17 protein-coding genes, 1 tRNA gene and 3 pseudogenes are annotated in these 19,978 nt (G+C 47.7%); 14 read left to right on the top strand and 7 right to left on the bottom strand.

Annotated features, from left to right (window positions below):
- Positions 1 to 64 precede the first annotated feature (64 nt).
- Positions 65 to 580 carry a GNAT family N-acetyltransferase gene (locus AC1S5B_RS15210; protein ID WP_482036514.1) on the top strand — a complete coding sequence of 172 codons (516 nt, stop codon included), beginning with the start codon at positions 65 to 67 and terminating at the stop codon, positions 578 to 580.
- Positions 581 to 633: 53 nt separating this feature from the next.
- Here the strand turns inward: AC1S5B_RS15210 and AC1S5B_RS15215 are convergent, their stop codons facing one another.
- Complete coding sequence (locus tag AC1S5B_RS15215) at positions 634 to 1,179, bottom strand: GNAT family N-acetyltransferase (protein ID WP_482036515.1); 546 nt, start codon at positions 1,177 to 1,179, stop codon at positions 634 to 636.
- Positions 1,180 to 1,535: 356 nt separating this feature from the next.
- On the opposite strand from AC1S5B_RS15215, the gene argC reads away from it, so the two are divergent.
- Positions 1,536 to 2,594 (top strand): N-acetyl-gamma-glutamyl-phosphate reductase, encoded by a 1,059-nt coding sequence (gene argC, locus AC1S5B_RS15220; protein ID WP_482036516.1) that lies wholly within the window; start codon positions 1,536 to 1,538, stop codon positions 2,592 to 2,594.
- Between the two features lie 37 nt (positions 2,595 to 2,631).
- A complete protein-coding gene (locus AC1S5B_RS15225) occupies positions 2,632 to 3,096 on the top strand; it encodes an SRPBCC family protein (RefSeq protein ID WP_482036517.1) in 465 nt (154 codons plus the stop codon).
- A 48-nt stretch (positions 3,097 to 3,144) separates the two neighbouring features.
- On the opposite strand, the gene AC1S5B_RS15230 is transcribed toward AC1S5B_RS15225, so the two are convergent.
- From AC1S5B_RS15230 to AC1S5B_RS15240, 3 genes are all read right to left on the bottom strand, one after another.
- On the bottom strand, positions 3,145 to 3,966 hold the full coding sequence (locus AC1S5B_RS15230) for a SirB1 family protein (RefSeq protein ID WP_482036518.1): 822 nt from the start codon (positions 3,964 to 3,966) through the stop codon (positions 3,145 to 3,147).
- A gap of 94 nt (positions 3,967 to 4,060) precedes the next feature.
- Positions 4,061 to 5,614, bottom strand: a complete 1,554-nt coding sequence (locus tag AC1S5B_RS15235; RefSeq protein WP_482036519.1) for an NAD(P)/FAD-dependent oxidoreductase — start codon at positions 5,612 to 5,614, stop codon at positions 4,061 to 4,063.
- Between the two features lie 64 nt (positions 5,615 to 5,678).
- The gene (locus AC1S5B_RS15240) at positions 5,679 to 6,263 is read right to left on the bottom strand and encodes an N-acetyltransferase family protein (protein ID WP_482036520.1); all 585 of its coding nucleotides are present in this window, start codon (positions 6,261 to 6,263) and stop codon (positions 5,679 to 5,681) included.
- 936 nt (positions 6,264 to 7,199) lie between these two features.
- On the opposite strand from AC1S5B_RS15240, the gene AC1S5B_RS15245 reads away from it, so the two are divergent.
- A complete protein-coding gene (locus AC1S5B_RS15245; protein WP_482036521.1) occupies positions 7,200 to 7,901 on the top strand; it encodes a hypothetical protein in 702 nt (233 codons plus the stop codon).
- Between the two features lie 139 nt (positions 7,902 to 8,040).
- Positions 8,041 to 8,114: transfer RNA gene (locus AC1S5B_RS15250), tRNA-Asp, on the top strand.
- A gap of 91 nt (positions 8,115 to 8,205) precedes the next feature.
- On the opposite strand, the pseudogene AC1S5B_RS15255 reads toward AC1S5B_RS15250, so the two are convergent.
- Positions 8,206 to 8,727, bottom strand: a pseudogene (locus tag AC1S5B_RS15255) (Uma2 family endonuclease).
- A 180-nt stretch (positions 8,728 to 8,907) separates the two neighbouring features.
- Here AC1S5B_RS15255 and gltX point away from each other — a divergent pair.
- The 8 genes from gltX (at position 8,908) to AC1S5B_RS15295 (ending at position 17,286) form a co-directional block, all read left to right on the top strand.
- Positions 8,908 to 10,386, top strand: coding sequence for a glutamate--tRNA ligase (gltX, locus tag AC1S5B_RS15260; protein ID WP_482036522.1), 1,479 nt, complete (start codon positions 8,908 to 8,910; stop codon positions 10,384 to 10,386).
- A 57-nt stretch (positions 10,387 to 10,443) separates the two neighbouring features.
- The gene (locus tag AC1S5B_RS15265) at positions 10,444 to 10,935 is read left to right on the top strand and encodes a hypothetical protein (protein ID WP_482036523.1); all 492 of its coding nucleotides are present in this window, start codon (positions 10,444 to 10,446) and stop codon (positions 10,933 to 10,935) included.
- Positions 10,936 to 11,070: 135 nt separating this feature from the next.
- Positions 11,071 to 11,730, top strand: a complete 660-nt coding sequence (locus AC1S5B_RS15270) for an NfeD-like protein (protein WP_482036524.1) — start codon at positions 11,071 to 11,073, stop codon at positions 11,728 to 11,730.
- Positions 11,731 to 11,941: 211 nt separating this feature from the next.
- Positions 11,942 to 13,321, top strand: coding sequence for a flotillin family protein (locus AC1S5B_RS15275; RefSeq protein WP_482036525.1), 1,380 nt, complete (start codon positions 11,942 to 11,944; stop codon positions 13,319 to 13,321).
- A gap of 36 nt (positions 13,322 to 13,357) precedes the next feature.
- Complete coding sequence (locus tag AC1S5B_RS15280) at positions 13,358 to 14,638, top strand: flotillin family protein (RefSeq protein WP_482036526.1); 1,281 nt, start codon at positions 13,358 to 13,360, stop codon at positions 14,636 to 14,638.
- Between the two features lie 290 nt (positions 14,639 to 14,928).
- Positions 14,929 to 16,710: a reverse transcriptase domain-containing protein gene (locus AC1S5B_RS15285; protein ID WP_482036527.1), complete on the top strand. Its 1,782-nt coding sequence runs from the start codon at positions 14,929 to 14,931 to the stop codon at positions 16,708 to 16,710.
- 65 nt (positions 16,711 to 16,775) lie between these two features.
- A complete protein-coding gene (locus tag AC1S5B_RS15290) occupies positions 16,776 to 16,928 on the top strand; it encodes a hypothetical protein (protein ID WP_458651861.1) in 153 nt (50 codons plus the stop codon).
- Between the two features lie 130 nt (positions 16,929 to 17,058).
- Positions 17,059 to 17,286, top strand: a complete 228-nt coding sequence (locus tag AC1S5B_RS15295; RefSeq protein ID WP_482036528.1) for a hypothetical protein — start codon at positions 17,059 to 17,061, stop codon at positions 17,284 to 17,286.
- Here the strand turns inward: AC1S5B_RS15295 and AC1S5B_RS15300 are convergent.
- Positions 17,268 to 18,301: pseudogene (locus tag AC1S5B_RS15300) on the bottom strand (IS701 family transposase). The gene AC1S5B_RS15295 and the pseudogene AC1S5B_RS15300 sit on opposite strands and share 19 nt — an antisense overlap.
- Positions 18,302 to 18,378: 77 nt before the next feature.
- Between AC1S5B_RS15300 and AC1S5B_RS15305 the strand changes: the two are divergent.
- Positions 18,379 to 19,206, top strand: coding sequence for a hypothetical protein (locus AC1S5B_RS15305; protein WP_482036529.1), 828 nt, complete (start codon positions 18,379 to 18,381; stop codon positions 19,204 to 19,206).
- Here AC1S5B_RS15305 and AC1S5B_RS15310 read toward each other — a convergent pair.
- A pseudogene (locus tag AC1S5B_RS15310) lies at positions 19,195 to 19,968 on the bottom strand (IS1 family transposase). The gene AC1S5B_RS15305 and the pseudogene AC1S5B_RS15310 overlap by 12 nt on opposite strands.
- Positions 19,969 to 19,978 lie beyond the last annotated feature (10 nt).

Here is a 19,978-nt window from a genome sequence, read left to right on the forward strand (position 1 = left end):
GCTGATCAGGTCAATTCATCCCACGTTAAATTAGGGCAGCCCTACTTCACGATGCAATCTGCCCATGAACCACATTGCTGAAACGATTTCTTTTAAGCCGTTGGCTGCTTCTGACCTTGTGATGCTGCATGAGTGGCTGCACCGCCCGCACGTCGCGGAATGGTGGGACAGTCCCACAACCTACGCTGAGGTGGAGTGCGACTACCTGCCGTCTATTACGGGCAAATCGACCACACGAGCCTACCTTACCTTACTTGAAAATGAACCGATTGGGTTTATTCAGTCCTATGTAGTCATGGGTTCTGGTGATGGGTGGTGGGAGCAGGAAACCGATCCGGGGGCGAGAGGAATTGACCAGTTTTTAGCTAACTCGGAGCAGCTTGGTCGAGGTTTGGGCAGTGCGATGATTAGTGCTTTTGTGACTCGGCTCTTTCAAGATCCGGCGGTTACTAAGGTGCAAACTGATCCCTCACCTAAGAACGATCGCGCCATCCGATGCTACCGACGAGTTGGCTTTGTTGCAGTTGGCGAAGTAATCACGCCCGATGGTGCCGCATTGCTCATGATCAAGGGGCGATAATCGGCAAGTTGTGATCTCACAAACGGCAAGGCAGACGATCATGGCGATCGCGCTTATTTCAGCGGCATGATCTCAAAATCACGGTACATGATTATCCGTTGATCAATGGGCAATCCAATCTCAACTTCTTTACCCCTAATCTGCTGTAACCCTTCGGTGAGTTGAGTCTCAGCCAAAATCTGAAATCCAAGTTTTGCATAGAAAGGGGCATTCCACTCAATGTCACGGAAGGTCGATAACATTATCCTGCGATAGTTCTGCTGTTTCGCCCAAGCACAAACAACCTCGACAAGTTTGCGCCCAATACCTCTATGTCCATGAGAGGGGTGGACATCAATTTGCTGTAGATAAGCGTTGCCATCAACCTCCTGTGCGATCGCATATCCCACAGCTATATCGCGATCGTCTACAGCCACCCACACCCGTCCTGCTTGAAACTGTTGGGTTACAAAGTCTAACGAGAGCGGTTCAGCGTCAACCAGAAAAGCATGAGGCGTATCACGAAACAAGGTGGCTGCGGCTCGTTCAATCTCAGCTAGCGTTGCTAAATCCTCAATTCGAGCAGCTCGAATCTTGTAGCCTGGGAAAGGAGAGTTCATAGGATGTCGAGAGCCATACTGTATGACAAAAGCTTTTAATGTCGTTTTAGCAAACTCACCGGTGGCTTCGCTTACGACAATGACAATTATCCCATTACAATCGGTTCGGCTAAATATTCATAGCGAATTGCGCCGCATAGGCAACCGCCCGTAAAAGTTTTTTTCATATAAACATTTTCCTCATAATGTGGGTTAAATTCTGCATCCTAGTGCCTCACTTGTTTTTAGCACTGTTTAAATGGGGACACAGGTCACTTTTTGCAGAACCCGCGATCGCTGCCTTCCCCAAATCTTTTATCTGGGACTACAATGCAGCAAAGTTCTCTGTACTTAATCTGCAATAAGGTAAAAGCATCATGGGTGATGGTGGACGTATCCCGGTTGGAATTGTCGGCGCATCGGGCTATGGGGGTGTGCAGCTTGTCCGCATTCTGATGGATCACCCGAATTTGGAACTCGCCTATCTAGGCGGAGACAGCAGTGCCGGACAGCCATTTTCAGATCTTTATCCTCATTTGGAATCTTGCGTTGATCAGGTGATTGAACCCATTGATTTGGACAAAATCGCCGAGCGCTGCCAAGTTGTTTTTCTCTCGCTACCCAATGGACTTGCCTGCACCATGGCTCCGACGTTGCTGGCGAAAGGCTGTAAGGTTTTAGATCTTTCGGCAGACTATCGCTTTTCCGATTTGGCGGTTTACAAAACTTGGTATGGCATTGAACGCACGGACGAAGCAGTTGCCGAAACCGCTGTGTATGGCTTGCCGGAATTGTATCGCGATCGCATTGCTCAGGCTCAGCTAATTGGCTGTCCGGGGTGTTTTCCGACTGCTAGCTTGCTGGCATTATCGCCATTGCTCAAGCAAGGTTTGATTGTGCCAGAAACTGCGATCGTCGATGCCAAATCGGGCACTTCGGGCGGCGGGCGGCAGGCAAAGACTAATATGCTGCTAGCAGAAGCCGCTGGCTCTTTTAGTGCCTATGGAGTTGCCCGCCATCGCCATACCCCAGAAATTGAGCAAATTTGCAGCGATCTCGCGGGTCATGAAGTGATGGTGCAATTTACGCCTCACCTGGTTCCCATGCCGCGCGGCATTTTGGCGACGGTCTACGCCACGCTCCGCGATCCGGGGTTAGTGCGAGAAGATTTGCTGACGATTTTTAACGCCTTCTATCGCAATTCTCCTTGGGTGAAGATTTTGCCGAGCGGTATCTTTCCGCAAACGAAGTGGGCGTGTCATACCAATCTCTGCTACCTTGGGCTGGAGGTTGACCCTCGGACAGGGCGCGTGATTGTCATATCGGCGATCGATAACCTAATGAAAGGGCAAGCGAGTCAGGCGATCCAATGTCTCAACATTATGATGGATTGGGATGAACAATTAGGGTTGCCCCAGTTAGCATTTTATCCCTAGCTTTTTTCTAACGTTTGAGTTCAATTTTGATTTTTGCATGGCTTCTACGCGGGTATTTGAACAGTCGATTCAGGTGAATGCCAGTGCCACGGTGGTTGAGCAGTGCATCACAGAACTGACGCTGATGCATCGCTGGCTTAACCCGGCTTTGCGCTGTGAACCTGTGGGCGATTGGTCTACAGAAATCGGTAGCCAGAGCCGTTTTGTGGTGCAAATTCCAGTGTTGCAGCCCACTCTTACGAATGTGGTGGTGGAGCGGGAACCGGGCCTGGTTGTCTGGGCGTTTAAGGGTTTTTTTGCAGGGCGCGATCGCTGGGAATGCAACCCTGAGCTAGAAGGCACCCGCTTAGTCAATCGGTTTGAGTTCACGATTCCCAACCCCATCATCCGGTTTGGGTTCAACACTTTCGCCGCCCAATGGACTCAGCAAGATATGCAAACTCAACTACAACGCATCAAGCAAGTAGCAGAAGAAGTCTATCTAATAGGAGTTAAGGGATAGGAAGGGGCAAGGACAGTTTTGAGTTATTTACATAATTCGCCTTTCGCCTCATTCCGACATTTCATCCAAAATTCCTTGAATGACTTGGGCATCTTCGGCGAGGGGGGCAAGCTCCAAGTAGCGTTCAAAGTCTTGACGGGCTTCGGCGAGGCGATCGCTGCGGTGGTAAAGCATACCGCGATCTCGATGTTCTAGGGGCGCATCGGGAAACAACAGCAAAATTCGTTCGGAGGCTTGGGCGGCTTTGGGAAAATTACGCTGGTTGGCATAGATCACTTTTAGGTTGGTCAGCAAGCGTGCCAAGATCTGGCGATTGCTAACAGCAGCCAAGTGTTCGGGCTGGAGTGCCACGCGGCGATCGAACACTTTCATCAATAACTCTTCGCAGTCTTGCAGAAACAAAATCTCGCCTCCATTAAAGGGATCAACAAAGATCTCCATCTCTTGGGCGATCGGGCGAATGATGAAGTGCCCCGGCAGGTTGATGCCAACCATGGGAAAGTCAATCCGACGGGCGATCGCTAGATAAACTAGTGACAGGGTAATAGGAATTCCAGTGCGGCGATCAATCACCTCGTTCAAGAAGCTGTTGCGCGGATCATAGTACTCTGCGCGATTGCCGGAGTAGCCCAAATCGTTGTAGAGATACTGCTGGATGGTCTTCAGAATTTTTAGTGGATATAGTTCTGCGGGTAAGCGATCGAGTACCACCGCTGCCATCTCATCCAACGTATTGACGTAGGCATCCACATCCAGATCAGGATATTCTTCCAGAGCAATGTACAGCGATGCACGTTCTAGATTAATCGCTTCATCTAGTTGTCGAATTTCTTGCACAAACAAACGTCGCCCCGCCAAATCCATCGCCATCCCAATCCTTTTTAACCATTACTCGTTAGCACTCAAAACTCGAAATTTTCCCAACACTTCGCATTCCCCATTCGCCCTCGCCATTCGTCACTCGTCACTCGTCATAATCTTTGCCAGAGCCATACTTAAATGCATCGAGCCATCGCTGACTATAGTAGCGCGCAGTAGGTGAGAGGGTCGTCAGCCAGGGAGAAATTAGAGGTTGGCTGAGGGGATAGAGAGCGGCATAGGTTGCCAAAGTAGCGTAATGCCGCATCCACGATGCAAGGGCAGGGATACCCACTTGGGGAATAACGCTGGCGACGATGTTTGGGCGGGTTAGGGCGGTTTTGGTTAAGGTTTGGAAAAGAGCAGGGAATTGCACAACATCTTGCAAAAAGGGCTTGAGTACTGGATCGCCAAGGGTTGCCATGCCTTGAAACACGCTGGATAAGGTGTCGTTGATTTGATTGGGCGCAATTTTTTGATCCATCCGGACGCTCATGGTGCGCTGAAATAGCCAGGTGACGGAAAGATTGGGCTGGTAGGGCTGGAGCAGGGAAAGGGCGCGGCGATCGCACACATCTGCCTGCAATGCCTGATCAATGCCGATGGTTAATCGCTGTAAGTGGCGCACCATTGCCCCAAAGCCGCCAAAGCTCAATGGCGACTGACTACCGCTGCTGTCACCAATCGGCAAAATTCGATCCCAACTGGGTTGCAGAGGACTATTGCGACAACACGGAAAAAAGCCAAATAGGGCACGTTTGGGCTGAATTTGTTGCAATCCCACACCTTGATAGCTGGGCATCAGGCGAAGATAGTCTTCAAATAGGGCTTCCAGGCTGGGGCGATCGCGATGAGTATCCACATAGGTAAACAGGTAAGTCGTTCTGCCATCACGAGCGGGAAACGCTTCCCAAAAGTATTGACACTGATTTTGAATCGGTGTGAAGGAGACGAGCAAGTCGCCCGTAGGGTTGGCTGGAAAACCTGTGGCACAACTGCCGACGACCAAACAAACGGCATCCGGCGTTTTGCCCTGTCGTGCCTGCTGCACAATCGGTGAAAAGTGCCCCATGGCATCTAGTACGAGCCGCGTTGAAAACTCCCGTTCTCCCGCGTGAACGATTGCTCCATTAGGATGGATGATCGCCCCGTTAAAAGGCGTTTGCTCAAACAACTGTCCGCCTGCTTGCAAAAATTTCTGTTTTAAGGTTTCGAGCAAATAAACCGGATCAATGCCGATGTTGAGGACATCTTTGACCCAGACCTCATCCCCACCCAAAAAGCTGATGCGCGCTGGATTGTATTGGGTAGCGATCGCCTGCTCTAGTTCATCGGTGGTCAACAACCCCAGCGACACAAATACATCCAATTCCCGCCGAGAAATATTCCACTCTTGATCGCGTCCCCGCAAATTGCCCCGCTCCAACAGCGCCACCCGCCACCCTCGTTGCGCCAGTGCTGACCCCAGCAAAATGCCCAGGGTGCCGCCACAAACGACCACATCCCAATCGATACTTTCTATCAATTTTGGACTTTCTTGCACGACTGTCGGGATGGGTAAAGTTCCCAAACGCAGCGATCGCCAAAGTTCATCCGTGCGCCGTAGCCCTGCTAAAGCATCCGCTGGTAGCTGCGAAAAAAACTGTTCTGTTAAGGTCATGCTGATCTAGCCACGCGCTATGTGAATCGCACTCTATCCGATAAGGTAGCGCGTTTTGGATCACCTAACTGCTTAAGTGCCGCCCTAAAATCACTAGATCACGGGTGCCTGATTCAAACTCAGCGATCGCGGGCAGATAGCCCCACTGCTCAAATCCAAACTTTTTGAACAACTTCAGGCTGGGTTCATTGTTAGCAAAAATGCAGCCCACCAAATTTTTGATGCCCAACGCAGGACTCCGGGCGATCGCCTCTTGCAGCAAAATCCGCCCAATGCCCTGCCGCCGATAATTTGGAGAAATATAAATGCTTAGTTCCGCCGTTTTATCGTAGGCTTTGCGGGCGGAGTAAAAAGATTGAAAGCCCAACCAGCCTGCAATGTCACAGCGAATCCCCTCTTTCAAGAAATTGCACTCCATTTCTTGTTCAAGGCTTGGATCGACCACCCATAAAGGATGGCGATCGCAAGTGTGACTGTGAAACCAAGATAGGCGGCTCTCCACAGAAATCTCCTCTATATCGGCGGTCACTAAGCGACAGGCAATAGTGGAGTTATAAATTTCAACGATCTCAGGCAAATCTGCTTCCACCGCATCTCGAATGATCATAGTTGTGAATCTAGACATTAATTCTGGGTGGAACCGTAGCATAAAGTAAGATCCACATCCGTATCTCAAAAGCACTTACTTAAACTTCACATCAACTTTAGAAAACAGTTCAGTGAAACTTCATAGCTTCTTCAAAGAATTTCAGCCTTACACAAAATAAAGATAAAGCTAGTAGAAATACATAGCCGTTTTTCTATCCATCCTATAAAAAAGATTATGTGCTGTTCTATCACCAATTATGCTGTTTGCAATCACAACAGAGGCTTAATTTTTCAATATGAGAACTGAATCACTTTTTTATTGTCAACTCTTTCTATTTCTTAACTTCACTCAATTCTAGCTCTCTCAAATTATACCAATTGCTTAAATTAACAACTCCCGTGTATTTACATCGTTTGAAGCTAGGTAATATACCTATTTCCCAGATTTTACATAAGCATTGCTAGTCGCAAGCAAGGGATTGAAATATGTGAAAAATTCGTTCGGTAAGTCTCTAGCTATGAGTAGCTAGAGACGATTCAAGTGTATCCCTGTTTTGCCGTCACTTGAACCGTCCTTATGCTCACTGCTCTCGCAGAAGAAGGGAGCTAGGTTCAAAGTCTATTGCCTGCGGCAGAGAGATTTAGGATGACGGCAATGATTGGAGTGGAAAAGTGAGATGCCCCCAATATTTCTTTGGCTGAATACTGTCTTGAAATTTCTAGAAACAGGATTCTAATTATGATTGATTTGTCATATCAGCAGGTAAAAAATGTCTCAAGACGAGTCTTTTCTGAGCGTTTTTTATCACGAATATTAAAATATTTTCACAGCAGTTATTACTGTTTTCGGCATAATCCTAAGCTGTTTCTAATGCGAAAAATTAGCCGAATTGAGTTGTTGCGCAACTTAATGAGTTCGCTGTATCAAATCACTGGAAAATCTTACACAATCAGAGCTGCTGATTGCTCAAATCTCCAGCCTATTGATATTGATGCAGTGGTGACAGCGATTCACAAAGATGGCTATTATTCTGGAATTGAATTGTCTCCTGATCTAATACAAAAATTTTTAGATTATGCGGAGACTACTCCTTGTTGGGGCGATCGCGATCCCACTCTACAGTTTTGCCTTGCGGATAAACCAGCCGTTGAGTCAAAGATAGGGAAGCAGTTTATGGTTTGTAGCTACCCCACTCAAGACTGTGCTGCTGTCAAACAACTGATTCACGATCCAACGCTGCTGGAGATCGCGGCAAAATTTCTGGGCGCAAAACCCATTTGCATTGGCAGCGAGTTGCTGTGGAGTTTCCCAGCCCCATCAACCTTGAAAGAGCAGACCCACCAAGCTCAAGTATTTCACTATGATTTGGATGACTACCGCTCCATTAAGTTTTTCTTCTATATCAATGCTGTCGATATTTCGGGCGGACCACATGTTTGTATCGCCGGCACTCATCACCATAAAACACTGCTCCATCAACTTTTAGGGCAGCGGTGTGCAGCGATTCCTGATCAGAAACTGATCGATCAGTATGGCACCGAGAACATAGTTACATTTTGTGGAAAAGCAGGCTTCGGATTTGCAGAAGATCCCTGCTGTTTTCACAAAGCTAGCCCTCCTGCCGACAACGTGCGCTTGCTGCTGCAAGTACAGTATGCGATTAACCACTACGGCAATATTCGAGAGTTCAATGGATAGGGCAAATCTTGGGGCAATCGCGGTTTTCGCCTTTATTTCGCCTTGATAGCAGGTCAAATCCTAAAAAACTTGGTCAGATGTTTGACAAATGGGCGAGTGATTGACACAATAAGAGTCTCCTCTGAAAAAGGGGCTGCGTGGGATCGTAGTTCAATTGGTTAGAGCACCGCCCTGTCACGGCGGAAGTTGCGAGTTCGAGCCTCGTCGATCCCGTTTCAAGCTGTTCTTATTGCTGACCATTCGATGACAATCGTTTGGGGGTAAGTGACGTAGCTGAGATAGATGAAAGAGTAATAGGCGATCGCTAGAAATCCCACTCTTCAAATAATTCAGCAACGGACATCGAAAATCCTGGAGCGATTGCGCCGCCTTCTAACGAATCTTGAGGACGCAATAGGCGCTCTGGTTCGGGCGCATGGTAGACCAACACATATTTTTCATCGGGATGAATGACCCACACTAAGCGCGTATCATTCTCAAAATATTCCACAATTTTTGTATGGATTTCCTCAACCGTATTGCTAGGCGAAAGAATTTCAACCGCCAAATCGGGGGAACCTTGAAAAAAGCCGCGTGGCGGACGCTTTAAGCCCTTAAGTCGTTCTTTGGATACAAAAAAGACATCTGGCGATCACTTGTTGCCATTCTTCAAGGCGAACGCCGTACTGGAATCACACACGGTTCCTAATTTATGCTGCCGAACATAGATCGCTAAAAGCCCACCCAAAAGTGAGCCAATTTCACCATGCTCCATCCCTGAATTGCCCATGTCTACTAATTCCCCATTGACCAACTCATAGCGATGCCCATCTTTAGGCAATGCCATAAATGCTTCATCTGTCCAAACCTGCTGTTCTGTTGAGATCACAGTGATACCCCCTAGGGTTTTCTCCAATCATTGCCTTCAGTGTGGCACGTTAAACAGGACGACAGTTCGTTTGGCACCGTCGTACCGTAATCACAAATGCACCGGAGAGGCTGCGCGGGGTTGCAAAGTTCAGATAGCATGGTAGAGATTACAATTCTTGAGAGTTTTGCTGTGACCGTTCGCGTTCGTATTGCTCCTAGCCCCACCGGTAACCTTCACATTGGCACGGCTCGGACTGCCGTTTTTAACTGGTTGTTTGCTCGTCATCATGGCGGCACCTTTGTTTTGCGAGTTGAAGATACTGATCTGGAGCGTTCCAAGCCAGAGTTTACCGACAACATTAGGTCAGGGTTGCAGTGGTTGGGGTTGAATTGGGATGAAGGTCCCTTTTTTCAAAGCCAGCGCCTAGAGTTGTACGATCAAAAAATTCAAGAATTACTGGATAAAGGCTTGGCATATCGCGCCTATGACACGCCTGAAGAACTGGATGCCATGCGAGAAGCGCAAAAGACAAAGGGTGAAGCACCGCGATACGACAACCGCCACCGCAATTTGACGGCGGAGCAACAGGCGGCTTACGAAGCCGAAGGGCGAACAGCGGTGATTCGGTTCAAGATTGAGGGCGATCGCGAAATCACTTGGAACGATTTAGTCCGTGACACTATCACCTGGAAAGGGCAAGATCTGGGCGGCGACATGGTGATTGCTCGTGCGGCTTCTGCCACCAGCATTGGTCAGCCTCTCTATAACTTTGTCGTAGTGGTGGATGACATTGATATGGCAATCTCCCATGTGATTCGCGGTGAAGACCACATCGGCAATACGCCCAAGCAAATTCTGCTGTATGAAGCTCTGGGTGCCAGGGTGCCAGAATTTGGACACACGCCGCTAATTTTGAACGAGAAGGGCGCGAAACTCTCTAAACGAGATGGCGTGACCTCCATTTCAGACTTTCAGCAAATGGGCTATGTCGCCCCTGGATTGGTCAACTACATGACCCTGTTGGGCTGGTCGCCACCCGATTCTACTCAAGAGATTTTTACCTTAGAAGAGGCTGCTAAACAGTTCAGCTTCGATCGCGTCAACAAAGCCGGAGCTAAGTTTGATTGGGACAAGCTCAACTGGCTCAATAGCCAATATCTCCATCCTATGCCTGTTGGCGAGTTGACCGATTTATTGATTCCCTACTGGCAGGCAAACTACGACTTTGACTGGACGGGCGATCGCCCTTGGCTGGAACAAGTCACCGCCTTAGTGGGTGCCAGCCTGACTCGGTTAGACGATGCCGTTGCCATGACGCGCTACCTGTTTGTCGCCGATGCTCCAATCAATGAAGAGGGTGCAAAAAAGTTGCAGCAAGCAGGCTGTGCTGATGTGATCAAAGGGATTGCGGCGGCAATTCCGGCTCACAGTCCGTTGACGGAAACGAATGCTCCAGAGATTATCAAGCAGGTTGCCAAGGATTTAGGGCGTAAAGAAGGTCAACTGAAGCCGATTTTGCGGGCTGCCCTGACTGGAGAAACGAAAGGACCTGATTTGATCCAGTCTTGGCTGCTATTGCATCAACAGGGTTGGGACGTGGTTCGACTGCAAGCCGCGTTAGAGATTGCAAAATAAGGAACTCTTATTCGGCGCTATCGTCATCACGAGTTAGCAGTTGAACGAGCGTGAACAATGGCAACCCAAATCAATTTCAACCGATTTTTCAACCGATCCCAGTGGAAAAGGGGCTTGGCGGCGATCTCTGTTGTTTCCACCACGCTGAATATCTGGGCTGATGTGGCTCACTCTCAGCCAGCGAGCGTTAATCTTAGCCCCCAATTTTCCCCTGTCGAACTGCGGGGCAATACGGGCGGCTCCACGGCAGTCAACGACATCACTGGACGAGCCGCTACGCCCACAGGACCCTGTACAGGGTTTGCCAATTCTGCACCGTCTCATACGATCGTCTTAAAAGGGTTTACTGAGTCGCTTAGCATTTTAGTGGAAAGCTCAGAGGATACCGCGCTAGCCATTCGAGGACCGGGCGGCGTATGGTGCAACGATGATTTGGCTGGCAAAAATCCGGGTGTGACGGGGCAATGGCTGGCTGGCAAGTATGAAGTTTGGGTCAGTTCTTACGCCAAGAATCGTATAGCGCCCTATGTGTTGAGGATTAGGCGATAGGGTCAGGGGGCAGGGGCAGAAAGAAAGATAAGTCAATTCTGAAACCCGACACCTGGAACCCGAAACTCGCTCAGGTTAAAAATCGTACCAAATCTAAGTTTCCGGTAGATAGGGATGCCAAGATGAAGATGATTTTTGGTTGAACCTGCCGCAATGCTGACAATTTACTGGTTTTGTTTTGCGATCGGGGGAGTGTTTGTGCTTCTGGCAATGCTGGGAGGACTCGATCATTTTGACTTTGACCATGACTTAGATCACGACTTTGATCATGATGCTGATCTGGCGGTCTATCTCGACACGGATGTTGAGCTAGTTGATCCAGGAAATGGCGATCGCGTTTTGCCGCGCCGTTCCAATCGCTGGGGTTGGCTAGGGGTGATGAAAAGCCTCAAGTTTTGGACGTTTGGCATTTGCTTCTTTGGATTGACGGGGCTAGTGTTGTCGAGTTTATCGGTGCCTTTGCCTGCGGGAATTGTGGCGATCGCGGCTGTACTTATGGGTATTCTTTGCGGTGGTCTAGTGTCAGGCAGTCTACGCGCCTTACGTCACCAGAAAGTAGATAGCCTCGTGCGTTCTGCTGATCTAGTTGGCATCGCTGGAACGGTTGAAGTGCCCTTCAATGCCAACAGCCGAGGCAAAGTGCGGCTACAAATCAAAGGCAGCATTCTCGAATTAATTGCCTACACCGATGAAGCCAGAGACTTTCAGACGGGTGAACAGGTGCTTGTTGTTAGCACCGACCAAAATCGGCTGTGGGTCGTTTCTGCGGCTAGTTTGACATCCAGTCAGGAATAGTCAACTAAGGAAAGGTAGATCAAAAAATATGGCAGGTGTCAGATGGCAGGTGGCAGGGAGGAAGAGGTCTGTATACCTACGATTTACTCCCTATTGTTTGTCCTCACTCTTCTAACTACAGCTATCGATCAATGAATTATTACTCCGACCTTTTCTGAAACCCGAAACCCGAAACCCGAAACTTGTCCCCTATCCCCTATTCCCCCTCACTATGAATGACTATCCTTACCTCTCTCAAATTCCTATCGCCCAATCGCCAGATCTCGTGACGGTGCAGCTTGCTCAGGCGGAATCCACTCCATCCGCTGCGCCGGATACCAATGAGGGTGGCTGGGTAACGGCTCCAGCGATCGCCCTGTCGATCGCTGGAGTGATTCTGATTGCCTGGTTTATTAAAAGCTTCATGCAAATCTGTAACCCCAACGAGATTTTGATTTTGTCAGGACGCAAGCACCGCACCAAGGAAGGGGAAGATGTGGGTTATCGGGTGATTTTTGGCGGACGGGTGATCGCGATTCCAATTTTGGAAACCGTGAAGCGAATGGATGTCACCAGTATGCCTGTGACTGTGGAGGTCAGAAATGCTTACTCCAAGGGGGGTACGCCGCTGCATATTCAGGCGATCGCTAATGTCAAAACCTCTAGTGATCCGGCGATTGTGGGGAATGCGATCGAGCGGTTTTTGGATCGCGATCGCTCAGAAATCGCCCGTGTAGCACGAGAAACCCTGGAGGGCAATCTGCGTGGGGTTGTTGCCATGCTAACTCCAGAGCAGGTGAATGAAGATCGCCTCCAGTTTGCCGAACGGATTGCTCAAGATGTTACTCGTGATTTGGTCAAGCTCGGACTGCAACTCGATACCTTTAAGATTCAAAATGTGGCGGATGATGTGGACTACCTGCGATCGATCGGGCGCAAACGCATTGCCCAAATCATCCGCGATGCCGAAATTGCGGAAGCCGAGGCGGTGAGTCAGGCGGATCGGATTGAAGCTGACTGTCAGCAGCAGTCTCAAGTTGCCAAATCTCAAGCCCTCGCTATCATCCAGCAACGGCAAAACGAACTGCGAAAGGTGAAAGCTGAATTAGAACAAAAGGCGCGATCGGAAGAGGAACGCACCAAAGCCGCCGAAAAAGAAGCCAGGGCACGGGCTGAGCAGGCATTTCAGACGGTTCGGGCAGAGTTGGAACGGTTGCGGTTGGAAGCGGATCAAGTGCTACCCGCTGAAGCCGATCGCGAAGCTAAAACCTTTTATGCGAAAGGAGCCGCTGCCGAACTGTCAGAAAACGCCAAAGCATCAGCATTAGTGAACGATATGCTCTCGGAAGTGTGGCAAAAAACGGGCGTGGATGCGGCAGAGGTGTTTTTGATTCAGCAAATTGAAATGGTGCTGCAAGAAGCTGCCAAGATTCCTAATCGCCTGCATCTGGAAAACATCAACGTCATCGACAACGGCGATGGCAAAACCCTCGCCAGCCTAATGAATGTTTATCCTGAAATTGTCCGGCAGTTCCTCGATCGCGTCGATCAAACCTTGGGCATTGATGTCGCATCAACCCTCAACCGCCAGCGCGATCGCAAAAATCATTAATACCTCTTCCATTCTACAAAGGTCATAGGAGCAACCATGTTTGAATCGATCATTGCCCTACTGGGAATTTTGGGCTTGGGAACGGGCGCGGGCTTATTCGTCATCCGCAACCTCTATTACATTTGTCAGCCCAACGAAGTCTTGATTTTTGCCGGAAGTTCCCACGAGCTTGCTAATGGGCGTAAAGTTGGATATCGCCTGGTTAAAGGCGGCAGCAGTGTGCGAGTGCCGTTGCTAGAACGGGCGCTGCGGATGGATTTGAGCAACATGATTATTGATCTCAAAGTTGCCAATGCTTACTCCAAAGGGGGCATTCCGTTGAAGGTGGAAGGGGTTGCCAACATTAAAATTGCCGGAGAAGAACCTGCGATTCACAACGCGATCGAGCGTCTACTCGGTAAAAGCCGCGCCGAAATTGAACAGATGGCAAAAGAAACTCTGGAAGGCAATCTGCGCGGTGTGCTTGCCAGCCTCACGCCAGAGCAGGTGAATGAAGACAAAATCGCCTTTGCCAGAAGCTTGTTGGATGAAGCCGAAGACGACCTGGAAAAATTGGGCTTAGTCTTAGACACGCTCCAAATCCAAAATATTTCTGATGATGTTCGCTATCTCGACTCGATTGGGCGCAAACAGCAGGCAGATATGCTAAGGGACTCCCGCATTGCAGAAGCCCAAGCAAAAGCTGAATCCGCCATTCAAACCTCGGAAAATAGCAAAATCACCTCCCTCAGCCGACTCGATCGCGATCTGGGAATTGCCAAAGCCGATGCCCAACGTCGCCTCACTGACGCAACCACCATGCGCGATGCCGTGATTGCCGAAGCGATCGCTGAAATTGCCTCCGAGCTTGCCCGAATCCAAGCTGAAGTGCCTGTGCAGCAAGAACGGATCAAGCAAGTGAAACAGCAGTTACAGGCAGATGTGATCGCTCCTGCTGAGGCGCAATCGAAACAGGCGATCGCCCAAGCCCAAGGAAACGCCGCCAAAATTCTGGAAGACGGTAAAGCTAGAGCCGGAGGCACCCTGCGCCTTGCCGAATCGTGGCGCGATGCGGGTTCCAATGCCCGCGATATATACCTGTTGCAACGCTTAGAAACCCTTCTGAAAACCCTCACTGCCGCCGTTCCTGATGTCACCGTGCAAAACGTCACCCTGGTAGACAGCAGCAATGGCAACACCGCCACCCAACTCGCTACCTTCGTCGAACAAATCCGCCAAACTACTGGTATTGACCTCGCCGAAACCGTGAAAAACTTGTCCAGCTCTCAATTACAACTACCGGCTGGCATAAGAAAAGATGGGAGCTTAGACGGATAAGCGTTCAAAGGCTAAAAAGCAAGATTTTTAGCTTTCTAGTAAGGGTTAATTGCAAAGCGCCATGAGTTCGGCGTACTTTTACTAACCCACGTCAAGAGCTTTTTCTTGGACTATACTTGCAGAGTTAGGTACTCGTACAAAATTGATTCCCGCTGTTGATCCTGCGGCGGTAATGTTCTAAGGGACGGCATATATACACGTCGCGCTATTGACTTTCCCAGGTGTTTCCCTGGTGGTATTAGGTTGGAATATGTTGCGGGTATCTAGCATTTCAATTTTTATTTGATGAAATGGGCACGACTTTTCTGAGCCTTTCGGAAGACGAACTGGAAGACCTCTTCTACAAATTAAAAGCACGCGAAGATATTGCAGCGTTACTTCAGATTAGTGACTATCAGCTTCGGTATCATCTATACATTTATCCGCAAGAAAAAGCCTACACAGCGTTTGAAATTGCGAAGAAATCTGGAGGAAGTCGAGCAATTCTTGCTCCTAAGACACCTCTTAAGATTATTCAACGGAAATTGAATCAAGTACTTAAGAGTGTATATAAACCTAAGCCCTCAACACATGGTTTTGCAGTTGAAAAAAGCATAGTTACCAACGCAAAGCAACATCTTAGACAGCGATACGTTTTAAATATCGACCTCAAAGATTTTTTCCCTTCTATCAACTTTGGCAGAGTTCGGGGGCTTCTCAGGAGTCATCCATATAACTGTACGGATGAAGTTGCAACAGTGTTAGCACAGATCTGCTGCTATGAAAATCAATTGCCACAGGGTGCACCAACATCACCAATCATCTCAAATATGATTTGTGCAAAACTAGATTCTCAGCTACAGCGTTTAGCTAAAAAGTATCAGTGTATTTATACGAGGTATGCGGATGACATTACATTTTCTACGTCTAGATCGAGATTTCCATCTCATCTAATTTGGTTTTCTAAAGAAGCTGAAAAGTCAATTTTAGGTGATGAGCTAAAAGCTATTATCGAAGAAAATGGTTTTTTAGTTAATGAATCAAAAGTTAGGCTACAAAGCAGATATAAGCGCCAAGAAGTTACTGGAATTACAGTAAATGAAAAATTAAATATTAACCGTGAATATATCCGGCAAATCCGTGCAGTGCTTCATGCCTGGGAAAAATATGGTCTTAAAAATACAGAAGCGGAATTTTGGAGGAAAGACAAAAAGCACCGCTTTCAGAGGAATTCAGACTCTTTTGGAAAAATCATCAGAGGTAGAATTGACTTCGTTGGTACGGTAAGAGGAAAAGATGATCAAATCTACTTAAACTTTTTAAGATGGTTGAAAATGCTTGCTCCTGATTTAGTGAGCGATTCAAAATTCAGTTTAGCTATTCCTACAATTCTTCTTGATAATCAGGAAAAAACCATACAGAAAGCAGTCATATGGACTGAGGGGAAAACAGATATAAAGCATCTCGAATCTGCTTTAAAGTGGCTGAGAAACAGAGGAATTTTTTATGAATTCAACTTGGCTTTCAGGGATGGACAAGGAGATGATCAGTTACTTAAGGTGTGTGAACAGTTCTGCAAAGAAGCGAGGTCTGAGCCTATTATTGCAATCTTTGATCGAGACAAACCTGACTATGTAAAGAAAGCTCATGATGATGCTCAAGGCTTTAAAGTATGGGGAAAGGGAGTATATTCATTTGCAATACCAATTCCTCGCCATCGTCAAGATGTAAAGGATGTATGTATTGAGCATTACTACAAGGATGAAGAAATTAAAAGAGAAGATAAAGAGGATCGCAGAATATTCTTAAGCAGTGAGTTTAACTATAAAAGTGGTAGGCACTTAGAACTAGATTTGAATACAGACCAAAAAAGAATCAAACGCGATCAATTAAAAATTATTGATAGTGATGTCTTTGATAAAAACCATACCAACGTCGCGCTTTCCAAGAATAGTTTTGCTGATTATATTGAGCAAGGTTTAGAAAATTTTAGTAACTTTAATTTTGAAGAATTTCAAGAGATCTTTAAGGTCATAGATAAAATACTGAAATACCACGAAGAAAATCCATCAGAAAGCTCTAGCCAACATTGAAGAAGCGATCGCGTTTGGAAAAGAGTGAGATTGCACCTCATAAACCTACCAACAGAAGATTCAAAATGACTGATCTAATCAATTTGATATTGGCTCACGGTGGAGCATCCACTGACTACCGAATTGTGATTGCAGGTGTAAATGTTTTCCCATTGGGAGTTCGGCTGGAAGTAACTCATCTGAAAAGTAAGGAAAGCGCAGTTTTGGTGGTTCCGTAGAAAGGAGTTGGAATAATTTGCGATCGCTCCTTACAAAATCAGGAAGAGCGATCGCCCAAAACTCGTCTCAGCAAAAATGACTGGGGTGAATTTGTAATCTGAACTAAAAGTAATTGTGGAGAAAGGAAGTATGAAACTTTTTACGATCGGTGACAGCGTATCTCAAGGTTTTATGTCTGGTGCCGCCGCCCGGACGGATCTTTGCTATTCCACTTTGATTGCGCGATCGATGGAACTTACCGATTTGGACTACAGCTATCCCAAAGTGTGGGAAAAAGGTGGACTTCCAATCAACCTTGAAATGGTTTTGCGTCGTCTAGCAAGAAAATTTGGCAGGACTTACGCAAGAGTCATTTGAACAGATGGATGCTTGAGTTGGGCAATCAAGTAATCTGAGAGCATTCCCTGCTTAATCTGATAAACCGTTCTACTGGTCTGATAAGCGATCGCTTTGAGGCGACCCCAAACGAGCAAGGCACAGGCAATATGATTGCGCTGAATCCGCGCTTTACGGCATTGACAAGCTTCCACTCCAGTCAACTGCTTGAGTTCACGGTGAAACTCCACCCTGCGGGAAGCAAGCTACAATTTTCCAACGGATGCCACACTCATCTTGAACCGCATCCGTAGAAGATTGAGTTAAGTCGTTTGTGACGACAAACTCCGCCGGAGTTGGTAGAAACAGTAACCCGGAATAGTTTCACCTTCTTGTCTTGAGGAAATCCTCGAATTTTTATGAGCTTGCCTTGCTCTAACTCCTGGTCACTCCAGCCCAGTTCATCCACTCGCTGATAGGGCGCAGTGCCGCCACTATCATCTACGCGCCGATTCGTTTTCAGCGGACAGTAGTATACCTTCCCCAGTTGGTCAATCTGCGCCATCATTTTTTGAGTCACATACCAGCTATCCATCAACACCTTTGTAAAGGGTAGCTGCTTGCTATAGAGCACTCCATTAAGCATTTGGGCGACATGGTCAAGCTTGCTGTGTCCATCCCCATCAGGGTCATACAAGCGATAATCAATTACCCAAAACTTCCCAGTTTCTCCATTGACGTACACGCAACTCACTAGCCCAATGCCCCGAATCACTCGATGTTCGTTGCCGCTGTATTGCCGCCTTGTCAGTTCAATTGATGCCGAATAGCGTTTGTCCAATACCGTATCGTCGAATAGGATATAAGCATTCTCAGACTCTTGCAGCGATGGTTTCACGTTCTCCCACAACAGACGAGGAGTCAGTTTCTCGCTTCGCAAGTAGCGATTGATTCGGTCATGGCTAATTCCATCAAGATGGTCAGCCAAATTTGTCACCGTGTAATGGATAGGGCTGCTCAGCAGATATTGACAGTAGTCAAGTTTAGTGAAGCTCATTCTTCTCGTTTAAGCGTTCCCTTATTTTGCCCCAGCCTTTCCATGCGTAAGTCCTGTTTGGTTCGGACATCAATGCCTTGGACTGGGTGAGATTGCTTCCAGTTCTCGATCAAATGTTGGATGAAGTTGAGGATTACTACGAGCGAGGGGAGGGATCTGAAGACAAACCCGATCTGAGCGGAGTCAAGTTCTTTCATAATGTATCAGTCCAGGGATTTGATGTGGCTGATGCCTGGGCGGTTACTCCTAAATTATGCAGAGCAGAAATTGCCAAGAGTAACGCGAAAGGAGAAAATCGAGACGGTATTTTCGCGCTTCCCAACACCTTCTTTCACCGAACTGCTCTTAAGGTTCTCAATCCATCGCTCGATCATCATTTTGATGATTTCAGCCAGCTAAGTTGGTTGGAATTCGCAGCCCAATCTCCCGCCGGGGTAGAAAATGTGTTGCTTTGGTTGGGCGCAAACAATGCTTTAGGTACAGTGTTTGGACTGAATATCAGCCAAACCCCAAACGATCCAAATCGTCCTCTCCTGCACCTGCCTCGCGCAGAACGGGAGCAGTGGAACTTATGGCATCCAAAAGATTTTGAGGCTGAGTACAGTGAATTGCTCGATCGAGTGGATGCAATCATGGAGAACAACCAAAACCCCAGCGGAAAAGTTTTTGTTGGGACAGTTCCCCTTGTCACGATCGCGCCATTAACAAAGGGCATTGGTTCAACCACCCTGATACAAATCGATCAGCCGGATTATGAAACAGAGAAGCCAGAGGCGGTTTACTACAAGTATTACACCCATTTTTTCCGCGACGAGAACGCAGTTGCTGAGACTGATCGAGCCTATCTCACACTACTTGACGCGCTCGGTGGTGGACTAGACCTGTTGATCGAGTCAGATAGCTAAACCAAATTCGTAGCGGTTGATGAATAAACCAATGACTACATCATGCATCCACACTGACTTGGAAAAGCAAATCGTTTTGCGAACTAACCGTTTAATTCTTGTGCGTAAGGTTAGATGCTTACGTTCAATCCTCTGAGTATGACGTTTGCCAACGGTATGAAAAGTAGGTTCTAGATGTCGTAATGCCTCCGGCAGGCTACGCCAACATAAGCTCCCCAATCATCGGTGTAGAACTGCATAATGCCAAACGGTTCTAACAAGGCTTTAAGCTGCAAGAAGGCATGATCTTTATGGTCGGACAACACATAGGCAAGCACTTCACCTGTAGCATGGTCTATGGCATGCCATAGCCATCGTTGCTGCCTCTTGGAACCGACATAACTCCACATTTCGTCAGCTTCAGCCTCCAGATCTTCCCACTGACACAGTTTCACTATCGTTTGAGTTGGTTCAAGTTCTGCCAAACGAGCTTCATTGATTGCTTTAAGATGACGGTCTTTTTTTTAATGTTTCAATCACCGTCGTGCGGCTAATCTTGAGAACACGCGCAGTATCTCGTATCCCACTCCCGTTGACTGCCATATCTGCAATTTGCCGTTTCACCTCTGGTAGGTATCCACGATACCGATAGTCGCGAATAAAAGTAGAGCGAGAACATTGGGAGTTGCGACATTTGTAGCGTTGCTTGCCTTCACCCGATTGACCATGCTTGACGACATCACTACTTCCACAACTTGGACAAACAACGGGTTCAAGTACCATGGCAGAAACT

The sequence above is a fragment of the Leptolyngbya sp. CALU 1928 genome (assembly GCF_056784215.1).

What these genes read in the sequence shown, in the direction of transcription:
- AC1S5B_RS15210 (WP_482036514.1), top strand. Translation starts at nt 65, where the DNA reads ATGAACCACATTGCTGAAACGATTTCTTTTAAGCCGTTGGCTGCTTCT.
- AC1S5B_RS15215 (WP_482036515.1), bottom strand. Translation starts at nt 1,179, where the DNA reads ATGAACTCTCCTTTCCCAGGCTACAAGATTCGAGCTGCTCGAATTGAG.
- argC (WP_482036516.1), top strand. Translation starts at nt 1,536, where the DNA reads ATGGGTGATGGTGGACGTATCCCGGTTGGAATTGTCGGCGCATCGGGC.
- AC1S5B_RS15225 (WP_482036517.1), top strand. Translation starts at nt 2,632, where the DNA reads ATGGCTTCTACGCGGGTATTTGAACAGTCGATTCAGGTGAATGCCAGT.
- AC1S5B_RS15230 (WP_482036518.1), bottom strand. Translation starts at nt 3,966, where the DNA reads ATGGCGATGGATTTGGCGGGGCGACGTTTGTTTGTGCAAGAAATTCGA.
- AC1S5B_RS15235 (WP_482036519.1), bottom strand. Translation starts at nt 5,614, where the DNA reads ATGACCTTAACAGAACAGTTTTTTTCGCAGCTACCAGCGGATGCTTTA.
- AC1S5B_RS15240 (WP_482036520.1), bottom strand. Translation starts at nt 6,263, where the DNA reads ATGCTACGGTTCCACCCAGAATTAATGTCTAGATTCACAACTATGATC.
- gltX (WP_482036522.1), top strand. Translation starts at nt 8,908, where the DNA reads ATGGTAGAGATTACAATTCTTGAGAGTTTTGCTGTGACCGTTCGCGTT.
- AC1S5B_RS15265 (WP_482036523.1), top strand. Translation starts at nt 10,444, where the DNA reads ATGGCAACCCAAATCAATTTCAACCGATTTTTCAACCGATCCCAGTGG.
- AC1S5B_RS15275 (WP_482036525.1), top strand. Translation starts at nt 11,942, where the DNA reads ATGAATGACTATCCTTACCTCTCTCAAATTCCTATCGCCCAATCGCCA.
- AC1S5B_RS15280 (WP_482036526.1), top strand. Translation starts at nt 13,358, where the DNA reads ATGTTTGAATCGATCATTGCCCTACTGGGAATTTTGGGCTTGGGAACG.
- AC1S5B_RS15285 (WP_482036527.1), top strand. Translation starts at nt 14,929, where the DNA reads ATGGGCACGACTTTTCTGAGCCTTTCGGAAGACGAACTGGAAGACCTC.
- AC1S5B_RS15290 (WP_458651861.1), top strand. Translation starts at nt 16,776, where the DNA reads ATGACTGATCTAATCAATTTGATATTGGCTCACGGTGGAGCATCCACT.
- AC1S5B_RS15295 (WP_482036528.1), top strand. Translation starts at nt 17,059, where the DNA reads ATGAAACTTTTTACGATCGGTGACAGCGTATCTCAAGGTTTTATGTCT.